Annotated in this window: 11 protein-coding genes and 1 pseudogene; 10 read left to right on the top strand and 2 right to left on the bottom strand. The window is 36.2% G+C overall.

Annotated features, from left to right (window positions below):
* Positions 1-99 precede the first annotated feature (99 nt).
* Positions 100-1731: an ABC transporter ATP-binding protein gene (locus Q0R51_RS02880; RefSeq protein ID WP_294756543.1), complete on the bottom strand. Its 1632-nt coding sequence runs from the start codon at positions 1729-1731 to the stop codon at positions 100-102.
* Positions 1732-2423: 692 nt separating this feature from the next.
* Between Q0R51_RS02880 and Q0R51_RS02885 the strand changes: the two genes are divergently transcribed.
* The 5 genes from Q0R51_RS02885 (at position 2424) to Q0R51_RS02905 (ending at position 6240) form a co-directional block, all read left to right on the top strand.
* Complete coding sequence (locus tag Q0R51_RS02885) at positions 2424-3074, top strand: deoxynucleoside kinase (protein ID WP_045928851.1); 651 nt, start codon at positions 2424-2426, stop codon at positions 3072-3074.
* Positions 3075-3086: 12 nt separating this feature from the next.
* On the top strand, positions 3087-3770 hold the full coding sequence (locus tag Q0R51_RS02890; RefSeq protein WP_046325736.1) for a deoxynucleoside kinase: 684 nt from the start codon (positions 3087-3089) through the stop codon (positions 3768-3770).
* Positions 3771-4077: 307 nt separating this feature from the next.
* Positions 4078-4719 carry an amino acid ABC transporter permease gene (locus tag Q0R51_RS02895; RefSeq protein WP_294756545.1) on the top strand — a complete coding sequence of 214 codons (642 nt, stop codon included), beginning with the start codon at positions 4078-4080 and terminating at the stop codon, positions 4717-4719.
* A 15-nt stretch (positions 4720-4734) separates the two neighbouring features.
* Positions 4735-5388, top strand: a complete 654-nt coding sequence (locus tag Q0R51_RS02900) for an amino acid ABC transporter ATP-binding protein (RefSeq protein WP_294756547.1) — start codon at positions 4735-4737, stop codon at positions 5386-5388.
* On the top strand, positions 5389-6240 hold the full coding sequence (locus Q0R51_RS02905) for an amino acid ABC transporter substrate-binding protein (RefSeq protein WP_294756548.1): 852 nt from the start codon (positions 5389-5391) through the stop codon (positions 6238-6240).
* A gap of 6 nt (positions 6241-6246) precedes the next feature.
* Here the strand turns inward: Q0R51_RS02905 and Q0R51_RS02910 are convergent, their stop codons facing one another.
* The gene (locus tag Q0R51_RS02910) at positions 6247-7038 is read right to left on the bottom strand and encodes a Cof-type HAD-IIB family hydrolase (protein WP_294756550.1); all 792 of its coding nucleotides are present in this window, start codon (positions 7036-7038) and stop codon (positions 6247-6249) included.
* Between the two features lie 226 nt (positions 7039-7264).
* Here Q0R51_RS02910 and Q0R51_RS02915 point away from each other — a divergent pair, with 226 nt between their 5' ends.
* The 5 genes and pseudogenes from Q0R51_RS02915 to Q0R51_RS02935 all read left to right on the top strand — a co-directional run bounded on the left by Q0R51_RS02915 (position 7265) and on the right by Q0R51_RS02935 (position 13486).
* Positions 7265-8572, top strand: a complete 1308-nt coding sequence (locus tag Q0R51_RS02915) for an NCS2 family permease (RefSeq protein ID WP_046325741.1) — start codon at positions 7265-7267, stop codon at positions 8570-8572.
* A 100-nt stretch (positions 8573-8672) separates the two neighbouring features.
* Positions 8673-10118, top strand: coding sequence for a DASS family sodium-coupled anion symporter (locus tag Q0R51_RS02920; protein ID WP_294756552.1), 1446 nt, complete (start codon positions 8673-8675; stop codon positions 10116-10118).
* Between the two features lie 138 nt (positions 10119-10256).
* Positions 10257-11567, top strand: a complete 1311-nt coding sequence (locus Q0R51_RS02925; RefSeq protein ID WP_046325743.1) for an NCS2 family permease — start codon at positions 10257-10259, stop codon at positions 11565-11567.
* 147 nt (positions 11568-11714) lie between these two features.
* Positions 11715-12005 carry a hypothetical protein gene (locus Q0R51_RS02930; RefSeq protein WP_294756555.1) on the top strand — a complete coding sequence of 97 codons (291 nt, stop codon included), beginning with the start codon at positions 11715-11717 and terminating at the stop codon, positions 12003-12005.
* A gap of 149 nt (positions 12006-12154) precedes the next feature.
* A pseudogene (locus Q0R51_RS02935) lies at positions 12155-13486 on the top strand (MFS transporter).
* Positions 13487-13505: the final 19 nt, after the last annotated feature.

The following is a 13505-nucleotide window of genomic DNA, read 5'->3' on the forward strand; positions in this document are numbered from 1 at the left end:
TATCATTCCATTTAAAAGGCGGTGCGTGGAAACATTATATCTCCTAAGAAGCCATCAATTTTGCCGCTTATTTAATTGTTCAATAAAATACTCAGCATTCTATTTTCCTAATTCAATTACTTGATCAAACTGCTTTTTAATTTCAGGTCGCAAGTGGTGGGAAATGTAGACTAGAGTGATATCGTTCAAATTGAGCAAGCTCTGTTCGATTTTTTGTCCGTCCTTTTCATCAATTGCGGAAGTAATTTCATCGGCCAGAATAACCTGCGGGTTACCCAGCAGCTGCCTTGCCAGTGCAATTCGCTGCTTTTGCCCACCCGAAATGTTGTTACCGGCGTGTTTTAAAACAGTGTCAAGCCCGCTGGCACTATCAGTGACAAATTTTTCCAAACCTGCACGTTTAATCGCAGTCTTCAGCTCTTCTTCAGTTGTCTCTCGGCCTAAAGTGATGTTATAACGCAGGCTGCCATCAAAAATATAGGCTGACTGATCAATATAAGCGATCTGCTTATGTAGTGACCGCAGACTAAGCTCACGGTATTCATCGTCATCCCAGGTAAGTGATCCCTGGTAGCCGGTTAACAAACCGCCGATTAATTTTACTAGGGTCGACTTACCGCAGCCTGACGGTCCAACAATAGCTACCCGTTCGCCTCGCTTAATGCTGCCGACAACTTTCGTTAAAATAGGTCTATCACTATTGGGGTAGCTGAACGAAAGGTCGCTAAATACAATTTGCTGGGTCAAAGGAGCAACATCCTTGTCCCCTGTTTTTTCCTGCGTATTAGCTAATTTATTATATTTGTCAAAAATAGGTTGAACTGCCCGAATTGAAGTTAGATCAATACTGATTTCTGTCAAGCTGCCAAAAACGTTACCGGACATTGAACCAACAATTAAAATAGCTCCAATTGGAATCTGATTGTGAAAGGCCAGATATCCGGATTCAACAGTTAAAATAGTTTGAGCAGATATACTTATCAGATTAATCAATGAATTAGAGAATGACATTTCCGTAATGTAATTAACCCGAGCCTGTCCAGTCTTATCTGATGCCGCAAGAACTATTTTATTGAGCAATTTTTGCTGACCAAGCGTGAGCAGGTTGACAAAGCCCTCAAGAACATCGGTTATTTTTGCCGTTAATACTTCATTTTGCTTGCTTTGTTTTTGCGATAATTCCTCCAACTTTTTCTTAAAAAGACGGGGAAATAAAATCATAATAACAGCAAAAACCAAAGTGGTTACAAATAAGAGTGGATGGTAAGAAAACAGGATGACACTGGCAATAATTCCTAAGAGTGCACTGCTAAATGTTTGCTCTAAACTGAAAAAGCCATCTTGATTAATTTGGTTTATATCGTTAGTAAACCAGGAAACATAGTCAGCTTCCGTGTGCTTGTTAAAGCCTTCATACTCTTGGCGACCAATTGTATGGGCTAACACGTTCCTAATGGAATTATCGACGGCCTTGATGATTACAGCGGAATAACGTGAACTACAAAAAAAGAAAATTAGAAAAAAGCCCCAGCTAAGCAAGTTTAAACCTGTATCAACAATAAAGCCCTTTAAACTGTGCTGTGTCAAAGCAGTAAGTGCATTACCTTTAAAAATGCTGGCAGCAGTTTGTGCCAAATTCCGGCCAAAATAGAGGATGGCTAAAATTACATACATGCCTGAATTACGTTTAATGTAGGTCCAAAGCGAAAATTTTGCTACAGTGTTGTCCATGATTTACTTCCTGTCTAAATCCCTATTTTTAGAGTTAATACTATAATGATTTTGGTTTAATAGAATAATATGGTTTTTGCATTACTTCTTCAAAAGACTCTTAACTGGTACTTACAGCAGGAGTTGTACTATCTAAAGATAAATTCTTTTCAAGATATCAGTTATGCCCTCTTACTTCCATCATTTACTAATAATTTTATAATTTACTTACTATCTTATATCTTTTTTAACATTAAAACAATTTCTTTTTAATTTTCATTCTTAGAATTTTCCCATAGCAGCAGTATATAAATATCAACTGCAACTTTTTCGAGCCTTTAAAAAATAATTCGTTCTATAATTGCAAAATCACTTATTATACTTAATGCAATCAAAACGAGCAATTATTGACTGCTTTATTTATCACAGCATCGAAAGAATCAAAGTACAGAATAAAAGGGCTTAACACCGAGTGATATCGGCATCAATCCTCAGTAAAATAATTAATTAAGATTTATCAGGCAGATTTTTTGGTTTCACGTGTAACATCTAATTTTGTAATAAATTATTTACTTGAATACTTAATTTTTTATTCTGTATTATACAAAATTACTTGACTTTTTGCTTTAAATTTTAATTTACTTTTTGCTTGTATACCACTATATCTCGTATTAAACTAAATAAGAATCTATATATTGTATTTATGAAAGAACGTGATCCAAGTTATTGTTTTAAGTGGGCCAATTGGAGCCGGTAAATCCAGTTTAACTAGTATTTTAGCTGAGCACTTAGGTACACAAGCCTTTTATGAGGGAGTTGATAATAATCCTGTTCTTCCTTTATATTACCAAGACATGAAACGCTATACTTTTTTGCTTAATATCTATCTGCTTAACCACCGTTTAGCACAAATCAACCAAGCAATTCGTGAAAAAAATAGTGTATCTGACCGTTCAATTTATGAAGATGCACTCTTTTTCAAAATGAACGCGGACAGTAAAGTAGCTGACCCTACTGAATTTAAGATATACGACAGCTTACTCGAAAACATGATGGAAGATACCCCAGGTAATCCCAGCAAAAAGCCAGATTTACTAATTTACATTCATGTTTCCCTTGATACAATGCTTAAACGCATTAAAAAGCGGGGTCGTTCATTTGAGCAAATCAGTACCGATCCTAGTTTAAAAGACTATTACGCTAGGCTAATTAAGTATTATGAACCATGGTATGAAAAATACGATGCATCTCCTAAGATTAAGATCGACGGGGATAAATACGATTTTATCTGCGATGAAGATGCTAAAAAAGAAGTTTTAAATCAGATTGATAATAAGTTGCACGCAATAGGCAATTTAGAATAGAGAAGGAACGTGATGACAGTTATTGTTTTAAGCGGGCCAATTGGAGCCGGTAAATCCAGTTTAACCAGTATATTAGCTAAGTATTTAGGAACCAAACCATTTTATGAGAGTGTCGATAACAATCCTGTTTTGCCACTTTTTTATGCTGATCCTAAAAAATACGCATTCTTACTTCAGGTATTTTTCCTAAACACTCGTTTTCGTAGTATCAAGGATGCATTGACTGATGATAACAACGTTCTTGATCGTTCAATCTATGAGGATGCCCTTTTCTTCCAAATGAATGCGGACATTGGTCGTGCAACGAAAGAAGAAGTAGCTACCTATTACGAACTGCTTAATAATATGATGAGCGAGCTCAAACATATGCCCAAGAAAAATCCAGACTTGCTGGTTCATATTAAAGTTTCATACGACACCATGATTAAAAGAATTCAAAAGCGTGGTCGACCTTATGAACAATTGAGCTATGATGCAACTCTAGAAGATTATTATAAGCGGCTTTTACGCTACTATAAACCTTGGTATGAAAAGTATGACTACTCACCCAAAATGGAGATAGATGGTGACAAACTAGACTTTATGACTGATAAGCAGGCTAGAGAAGTTGTACTTGATCAAATTGTTGCCAAATTAAAAGAAATGGGTAAATTACCCGAATCATGGAATAAGTCTACAAATATTCAAATAGATTAACAATAAATAAATTATTATCAAAAGGTCATTAGAACTATGTGTTAATGGCCTTTTTATGTTGCCTATTGCTATTTTAAAGTACTGTTTAATTTATAGTAAAAGCTCTAAAAGTGAGGAGTAGCAATTAGATAGCTGGATGACAATTTAAATATTTTGTTACTTACTCAAATAAAAAATCAGAAAACTATGTTATTATTGAATCATATATTTTTCACATATTTTTTTAATCAATTTATCCAGTTTTATTTGCTCGAGCAGGCTAATCATTTACCCGCCCTATTAAATTAACTTTATAAGAAGGAGAAAAATGAATTATATCCTTTCAATTATGCCCGCTCTCTTTGCAGGCGCAAAAATGACATTAATTTTATTTTTTTGGACTTTAATTGCTTCGATTCCCTTAGGAGTCGTAGTCAGCTTAGGCTTACTGTCACATTTTAAGCCTCTACGATTAGTTCTAAAATTTTATATTTGGATTATGCGTGGCACTCCACTCTTGTTACAATTAATTTTTATTTTTTATGGTTTACCCATAGTCGGAATAATTTTTCAACGCTACGATGCGGCGCTTTTTGCTTTTATCTTAAACTACACAGCCTATTTCGCAGAAATTTTCCGTGGAGGCTTTCAGTCAATTCCAGTAGGACAATATGAAAGTGCACGGGTTTTGAGACTAAATTACTGGCAAACTTTGACGCATATTATAATTCCGCAAGTCAGTAAAATTGTCATACCGTCAATCGGAAATGAAGTTATTAACCTGGTTAAGGATACTTCGCTTGTTTATGTTATTGGTCTAGGTGAACTTTTACGTGCCGGCAATGTTGCTACTGCCAGAGACGTAACATTAATTCCTTTAGTGATAGTCGGTATAATTTATTTATTAATGACAGGTATCGCATCATTTTTGCTAAAGAAAATTGAACGCAATTTTGCCAAATGGAAGTAAATTAAAGGAAATAATATGCTAGAACTTAAAAACATTACCAAAAAATTTGGCTCACGCACTATCTTAAATAAATTAAACCTCACTATTCCTGACAGAGAGATTTTGGCCATTGTAGGACCTTCGGGAGCGGGAAAAACCACTCTATTGCGCTGTTTAAGTGGTTTAGAAAGAATTGATGCAGGTGAATTCTTATGGGATGGGCAAAAATTCGACCCGACTGCTCCTGATAGCAGAAGCCATATTATCGGAGTAGTTTTTCAAAACTACGAACTTTTTCCTAATTTAACTGTAATTGAAAACATTACATTGGCACCAACCTTAGTTTTAAAAGAAAACGCAGAGCAGGCGCAAACTCACGCACAAAAGTTATTGCAGCAACTGGATTTAACTGGTAAAGAGGATCTTTATCCCTATCAGCTCTCTGGCGGCCAACAGCAAAGGGTAGCTATTGTGCGAGCATTGGCAATGGAGCCTCATATCTTATGTTATGATGAGCCCACCTCTGCTTTGGACCCAGATTTAAGAACAAAAGTCGGAGAAATAATTTTAAAGCTTAAAAATAATAACAAAATGACACAAATTATTGTGACTCATGACATGGAATTCGCCAATCAAGTTGCTGATCAAGTATTTAGAGTTAAAGCATTAGATGATAAGAAGGTAATATAAGTGAAAACTAAGCGCCTCTTAATTCTTACAATAACGCTCGTCTGTTCTATCTTCTTTGTTTCTGGCTGCAGTGGTGTGTCAATTAATAGAAAAGCTAACGAAGTTGACAATTGGTCCCATATCAAGCAACGTGGTTACGTCACAGTTGGTGTAGATGATACTTTTGTGCCTATGGATTTCAGACAAAAAAATGGTCAGCTAATTGGTTATGACGTTGATCTCGCTAATGCAGTATTTAAGCAATATGGCATCAATGTCAGCTTTCAAACTATTGACTGGTCTATGAATACTACAGAGCTTAAAAACGGCACAATCGATCTGATATGGAATGGTTTTAGCAAGAATCCAGAACGTAAGGCCAAAGTTAATTTTAGTAAAACTTATTTGTATACTTCACAAGTGTTAGTAAGCCTCAAGAAGAATAAAATTAATACTATTGCTGCAATGAAAAATAAGACTTTAGGAGTTCAAACCGGCTCTTCTGGCTATAACGATGTAATGAAATACCCTAAAGTTTTTAAAAACCATATTAAAAACCATGAGCCAATTCTTTATGATTCCTTTACCAATGCTTTCATAGATTTAACTGCAGGTCGGATTGAAGGACTATTAATCGACAGTTCTTATGCAGACTATTACATTTCTAAGCAAAAGCATCCGGAAAATTTTACCGAAATAGATAGTCCTTTCCCTAAAGAAGAATTTGGTGTCGGCATGAGAAAAAGTGACGTTACCATGAAGCGCAAAGTCAATCAAGCACTAGAAAAATTAGCACAAAACGGTACTCTCACAAGAATTAATCACAAATGGTTCGGTAATAAAGCACGATCTCCCTTGCTTGAAACGAACTAAGCTCTATTAATTTATTTTGTCAAGGACTGCTGCTATGCCATCATGATTGTTGTCTAAAGTAGTTGCAAATTTTCTTTTTAGATTCTCCGGCGCATTTCCCATTACTACTGGATGACCTACTGATTGTAGCATTTTTTCGTCATTATAATTGTCGCCAAATGCCCAGCATTTTTTTAGGTCTGCGCCCAAGGCCTGAGCTATTACTCTTGCACCCTGACCCTTAGAAACTCCCTTAACAACAACTTCCAATAAATTTGCAGCAGATTTTACGATGTAAAATTCAGGATAAAGTTGTTGTAAGTCTTTTTGCGTAGCATCTAATAAATCGGGCGTGCCCATCAGCAAAATTTTATGAACATTTTCAAGTTGGTTGATTTCAACAATAGAGCTTGGTTGTGCCTTGAATTTAACTATTTTTTCCTCGTTCTTAACTAATTCATCATTATTACCTGGGAAATAATACCAGTTGTTACCGCTGTATACATTCCAAACCACACCATTATTTTTATGTTCAATATAGGTGCATATTTCTGCAGCTTTTGCAGAAGGCATGGAACGTGAATCAAGCGTGTGACCCATTTCATCCAAAACCAAAGCACCATTATATGCAACCATTGGACATGTTTTAGTAATTTCACCGACAACTGACATAATTGCCTTGGGCATGCGGGCAGAAACTGGCACAAAAACATTACCCTTAATAATTTGTCTCCGAATAGCCATTTTAGTTTTAGGTGTAACTTCTTGCTTTGAGTTAATTAAAGTACCGTCTATATCTGAAAAAATTAAATTTCCCATTTTTTCTCCTATCGCGTTTCATAAATTAATACTGATTTACCTTCATTTTACCGATTAAAGTATTAACAGGTCAATTTATTCTTAAATGTAGCTATTCATAAATTGTGCTTGCTTTGCCTAATTTTTCCTAGTATTATTCGTGTTTGCATTATTTTAAATGAATGGTAAACTAGAATAGTCGTTAGTTTGATTTAAAACACGAACAATATATATTGGGAGAGGTTAGATGAATTTTATAAAGAGTTATTTTCAACTCGATAAATACAAAACCAATGTTAAAATTGAATTTCTTGCTGGGTTAACAACTTTTATCAGCATGTCATACATTTTATTTGTTAACCCAAGTGTCTTGGGAGCTAGTGGCATGGATAAAGGGGCAGTTTTTACAGCCACTGCTTTAGCCAGTGCTTTAGGTACTGCTATTATGGGTATCGTTGCTAACTATCCTATTGGAGAAGCTCCTGCCCTTGGCATTAATGCGTTTTTTGCTTATACCGTTTGTGTAGGTATGCATGTTTCATGGGAAACAGCCTTAGCCGCTGTCTTTGTAGCTTCTATTATCTTCATTTTAATTACTATGTTTAAGTTAAGGGAGAAAATTATCAATGCTATCCCTGCTGACTTAAAATTCGCAATTTCTTCCGGAATCGGCCTGTTCATCGCATTTTTGGGAATGCAAGATGGCGGCTTAATTGTAGCAAACAAATCAACACTGGTAGGTTTGGGTTCACTTCATGATCCGGCTGTCTGGATTACCATTTTTGGCCTAATTGTTACTGTTGTTTTAATGATTTTAAATGTACCAGGAGCTATTTTTATTGGTATGATCTTAGCAGCTATTTTTGGTGTAGTTACAGGACAAATCCCTTTACCAACTAAAATAGTTTCAGTAGCACCAAGTATTGCTCCATCATTTGGCCAAGCAATTTTCCATGTTAAAGATATTAATACTCTACAAATGTGGGTTGTAGTACTTACCTTCCTTTTAGTAACTTTCTTTGACACTGCCGGTACTTTAATTGGCTTAGCTCAACAAGCTGGCTTTATGAAAGACAACAAAATGCCACGTGTAGGTAAAGCTCTGGCATCAGATTCAACTGCTATGATGGTTGGCTCCGTTTTAGGAACTTCACCAGTCGGTGCTTTTGTCGAATCAAGTGCCGGCATTGCTGTTGGCGGCCGAACTGGATTAACTGCTGTCTTTGTGGCTATTTTCTTCTTAATATCAATGATATTCAGTCCCCTGCTAGGCTTGTTTACCACACATGTTACAGCGCCAGCATTAATTATTGTTGGTGTTCTGATGGCACAAAACACAGCACATATTCAATGGGACAAGATGGAAATTGCAGTTCCTGCTTTTCTAATTTTAATTGGTATGCCTTTAACCTATTCAATATCCGATGGTTTGGCTTTAGGGTTAATAACCTACCCTATATGCATGGTTGCTGCCAAGAGAGTTAAAGAAATTACACCAATGATGTGGATTCTTTTCTTCGTCTTTATTGTCTTCTTATGGGTACTAAATTTCTAAGACTTACTAATTGTTAAAAAAATATAATATGATAAACTAAGCAAATATATTGATGTAAATCGTACTCATATATTTGCTTTTTATTTTGAAAGAGGTTTTTATGAAAACAATAGATTACAAAAAATTTATATTGCCATTATTGTTTGGCCTTATATTCTGGTTGACGACGCCAATTCGTCCAGCCGGAGTATCAGTTCAAGCCTGGCATATGCTGGCAATATTTATTGGAACAATTATTGGCTGTATCACATTGCCAATAGCAATCAGCGGCGTCACTTTAATTGGCTTTACTTTAACCATTTGTCTTGGACTTGCACCACTTGCGGACAAAATTGTTAACGGAAAAGTAATCGAAAAGGGAGCCATTAATGCATTTGCTAACTCATCTGCCTGGCTTATAGTTATGGCTTTTATGATTTCGCGAGGTATCGTAAAAACCGGCTTGGGGCAAAGAATTGCTTTGTATTTTGTTAAGTGGTTTGGTCATAAGTCCTTAGGTTTGGGTTACGCAATAGGAGCTATCGATTTAATAGTATCCCCTGCAACCCCTTCAAATGGTGCAAGAGCAGGTGGTGTAGTATATCCATTAATTCAATCTTTAGCCAATACTTTTGGATCAAAACCTAATGATCCTTCACGTAAAAAGATGGGAGCTTACCTAACTTTTACGGAATTTCAAGTTAATATCATAACTTCGTCATTATTTATGACCGCATGTGCGCCTAACCTAATTGCCGTTGCGCTAGCTGGTAAGGCTGGCGTAACTCTTAGCTGGATGCCGTGGCTAATGGCCAGCATTGTACCTGCAGCAATTTGTTTAATTGTAGTGCCATATTTTGTTTACAAACTTTATCCACCGGAAATTAAAGAAACTCCTAACGCTAAAGAATGGGCTGATGAAGAATTAGCAAAAATGGGAAAGCTTACTTTATCTGAAAAATTAATGGCAGCTATTTTTGCAATTACTTTAGTGCTCTGGATGCTTTCCAGCACTTTAGGCATTGATGCTACACTAATTGCTTTCATTTCTGTTTCCCTTTTGTTACTTACTGGTGTTTTAACACCTAAAGACTTGTTGAGTGAAACTGGTGCCTGGAATATCTTGATCTGGCTGTCAATTTTAGTATTTATGGCTGAGAAGCTTACTCAGTTCGGCTTGATTGGCTGGATATCAAGTAGCATTTCTAGTGCAATGAAAGGCCTCAATTGGTTAACAGTTTTAGTAGTTCTGGCATTAGTCTTATTCTATACCCACTACTTATTTGCCAGTGCTACAGCTCATAATTCAGCAATGTATCTGCCATTATTAACTGTAGCAATTTCTGCCGGTGCACCTAAATTACTAGCAGCCCAATTTCTAGCTCTATTTTCAGCAATCATGGGCTCTACTACCCATTATTCCAGTCCCGCTGCATCTGTTTTAGCTTCTTCTGGTTATGTAAAACAAGATGAATGGTGGAAATTGAGTTTTATATTTGGTATTTTTTATATCTTAATTTATGGCATTATCGGATTAGCTTGGATGAAACTAATCGGTATGTGGTAATTATGCAAAGCAAATCTTGATAGGTTTGCTTTTTTATTTCCTGGGAAATAATTTTGCATTACATGGTCCATTTACCCCAAATAAGTTATATACTAGATATATTAGTTCTTTATAATTTTAATATTTTTAGGAGGAAAAATGACGACACTAGATAAAGTCTTTCATTTAAACGATGCTCATACCACTGTTAAACGTGAATTAATAGCTGCATTAACCACGTTTGTCAGTCTCTCCTACATCCTTTTTGTTAACCCAAACATTTTGCACGCAGCTGGTATTGATAAAGGGGCAGCATTTACAGTTACTGCAATTTCGATTGCAATTGGCTGCTTCATTATGGGTCTAGTAGCTAATTACCCCGTTGCTCTAGCCCCAACATTAGGTAGCGCAGCCTTTTTCGCTTACAATGTCTGTGGAGGAATGCATATTAACTGGCAAACTGCCTTAGCTGCTGTTTTAGTTGCATCTATTTTATTCATTTTAATAACCGTTTTGAAGTTGCGCGAAATAGTAGTTGATGCTATTCCACAAGATCTGAAATATGCTATTTCTGCTGGTATCGGCTTATTTATCGCCTTTATCGGTCTGCAAAATGGCAAGTTAATTGTTAATAGTGATTCCAATTTAGTTACTTTAGGCAAGTTTAATTCACCAGCTGTTTGGATTACTCTTTTTGGTTTGACCCTCACCGTAATTTTAATGGCAATGAATGTACCAGGATCAATTTTTATTGGGATGGTTATTACAGCTGTTTTTGGGGTTATTATTGGACAAGTTGCTGTTCCCAAAGGCATTATTGCCAGTGCTCCAAGTATTGCTCCGACATTTGGTCAAGCTGTATTTCACTTAAAAGATATTAATACCCCACAACTATTCATGGTTGTTTTAACATTCCTACTTGTTACGTTTTTTGATACAGCAGGTACATTGATTGGAATGACTGAACAGGCTGGCATGGTAGATCAAAATGGTAAGATTCCACGAATTGGAAAAGCTTTCGTTTCCGACTCTTTAGCAATGGTCGAGGGTGCCGTCTTAGGTACTGCGCCACTAGGAACTTCTGTAGAATCAAGTGCAGGAATTGCTATGGGTGGACGTACTGGTTTAACGGCAATTTTCGTAGGAATTTTCTTCCTAATATCAATGATTTTCAGTCCACTTCTGGCAGTTATTCCTACCACTGTTACTGCACCAGCACTAATTATCGTTGGCGTACTCATGGCAGGAAACCTAAAAAAAATCAATTGGGACAAATTTGAGATTGCTTTCCCAGCATTTTTAACGGTAGTTGGTATGCCATTGACTTACAGCATTTCTGACGGCTTGGCACTCGGCATGATAGCCTACCCGATTACCATGATTGCTTCTAAGCAAGCTAAAAAAGTTTCACCAATGATGTATATCCTATTAGTAATATTTGTTATCTTTTTCTTGATTACAAATATGTAAAGATATTAGTTTAATTACAAAAGATCACCTCAGTTTGAGGTGATTTTTTGTTTGCAATCATTCATAAATCCCACTTTACTTTTTAATTATTTAATGCTAGAATTCGAAAATAAAATTGTAAATTACCACTAATGGGAGGGGATTATTTTGCATAATACTAAAGAAAAAACAATCAATCATTACACTGGAACTATTACTTTCTTTTTTGTTGCTTTACTAACAAGCTTTAATTCTGCCTTTTTCCCTTATTCCATTACTGGCAGGCTCTGCGCCATTTTATGGCTAGTCACATTTAGTCTCTTAATTTTTGCCTTTGAATATTTGATCAATCATATTAATGTCGAAAATAAAGGCATAGCAAAAGCAGCAGTAAATTCCGGTATCTGGCTTTTAGCAGCCTTGGTTCTGGTACTATTCAGCGTGCTTTTTCAAAAATAAATTTTAGCTATCAATTTCTTCTTTAATCATTTTACCTGGCCTTTTTTGCACGAACCAGCAAAATTTGTTATGTTAAGTAGCGGTTATTCCCTTAAATAGTGAAAAGAAGTAGTTAAATAGATTGGAAAATGAATTCTCAGTCTATTATTATGAAAGAAAAAAAGAAAAAATTAATTAAAAAAGATTATAAAAAAGCGCCTCTTTCAAAAGTGCACTTGCGTGTAATGACAGCAATTGCCCTAGGCCAATTTACCTGTGGCTTTGCACTAGGAATAACGGGTGTGGCTATGAGTAACGCTGCCAAGTATATTCAAATTAGTGACATGTGGACTGGATTAATTGGAGCTGGCGGCTTGATTGGCCTTTCTAGCAGTGTTCTTATTGGTCGTATATCTGATAAAATCGGCCGCAGTCAATTACTGATGAGCAATATGTATGTGCTAGCCGTTCTTTCGCTTCTTCATCCGCTGACATCCAGCCTTTCTTTAACATTTTTAATTAGAATCGGTATCGGGCTAATGATGGCAATTGATTATACAGCTGGAAATGCTCTATTAACAGAATGGCTACCTAAAGGTGAAGATAGCAAGCGCCAGAGTCACTTATTAGTCTACTAGGTTTTAGGGTTTATTACTTCTTATTTAACTGGGACTTATCTTGAAGGCTATGGCGCCCACACCTGGCAAATCATTTTAGCAGCAGGCGCTGTCCCGGCATTATTTACTGCACTTTTTCGCAGCTTATTTCCATTACCACCATCTCCGGGATGGTTAGCCAGTAAAGGTAAAGTTAAAGCAGCTAATAGACTAATCGGCAGAATACTAGGCCGTAAATGGGGTATTTCTCGCCACTTTAAACGTCCTAAAAAATCTGGGCAAACTTCATGGACCATTCTTTTCAGCAAAAAATATTTACGCAGCACTTTAGTAGGAGGCAGCTTTTACGCGTGCCAAACCTTTGCGTTTTTTGGGATTAGTATTTTCTTGCCTATTTTATTACAAAGCATGAACATCAGTAATCCTAAAATTTCAGGAGATCTATACTATATCAGCATGCTGGTTGGAATATTCTTGGGAATTTACTTGTTTAACCATCTCAGCCGTCGCTTCTTTTTAATCAGTAATTTTTTATTATCTGCAATATTAATAGGTACTTTAGCATTAATGCCTCATGCTTCTTCCGTAGTTAAAATAGTGATCTTTTCAATTTTTGCAGTGATTTTGTCCTCCGGCCTAGTACTTGATTACCCCTATCCTACCGAATTATTTGATACTAAAGTACAGGCTAGTGGCGTAGGAACCTGTATCACAATCAGTCGTATTGGTGCAGCCGCTGGTACATTTTTATTGCCAATTCTAACAGAAAGCGGGGATCCTGCTTTAGCAATGCTGGTTTGCGCATGTGTTCTTCTCGCCGCTTTCTTCATTTGCCTAATTTGGGCGCCAGAAACTGCACCAAAATATCAAAAGAAAATAAAATAAACTGGGCAATAATCTCATA

This window comes from uncultured Lactobacillus sp. (assembly GCF_946477725.1).
In the GTDB taxonomy this organism is placed as follows: domain Bacteria; phylum Bacillota; class Bacilli; order Lactobacillales; family Lactobacillaceae; genus Lactobacillus.

Coding starts and splice junctions, on each gene's coding strand:
- Q0R51_RS02900 (WP_294756547.1), top strand. CDS start 4,735: ATGCTAGAACTTAAAAACATTACCAAAAAATTTGGCTCACGCACTATC.
- Q0R51_RS02925 (WP_046325743.1), top strand. CDS start 10,257: ATGACGACACTAGATAAAGTCTTTCATTTAAACGATGCTCATACCACT.
- Q0R51_RS02920 (WP_294756552.1), top strand. CDS start 8,673: ATGAAAACAATAGATTACAAAAAATTTATATTGCCATTATTGTTTGGC.
- Q0R51_RS02895 (WP_294756545.1), top strand. CDS start 4,078: ATGAATTATATCCTTTCAATTATGCCCGCTCTCTTTGCAGGCGCAAAA.
- Q0R51_RS02915 (WP_046325741.1), top strand. CDS start 7,265: ATGAATTTTATAAAGAGTTATTTTCAACTCGATAAATACAAAACCAAT.
- Q0R51_RS02910 (WP_294756550.1), bottom strand. CDS start 7,038: ATGGGAAATTTAATTTTTTCAGATATAGACGGTACTTTAATTAACTCA.
- Q0R51_RS02890 (WP_046325736.1), top strand. CDS start 3,087: ATGACAGTTATTGTTTTAAGCGGGCCAATTGGAGCCGGTAAATCCAGT.
- Q0R51_RS02880 (WP_294756543.1), bottom strand. CDS start 1,731: ATGGACAACACTGTAGCAAAATTTTCGCTTTGGACCTACATTAAACGT.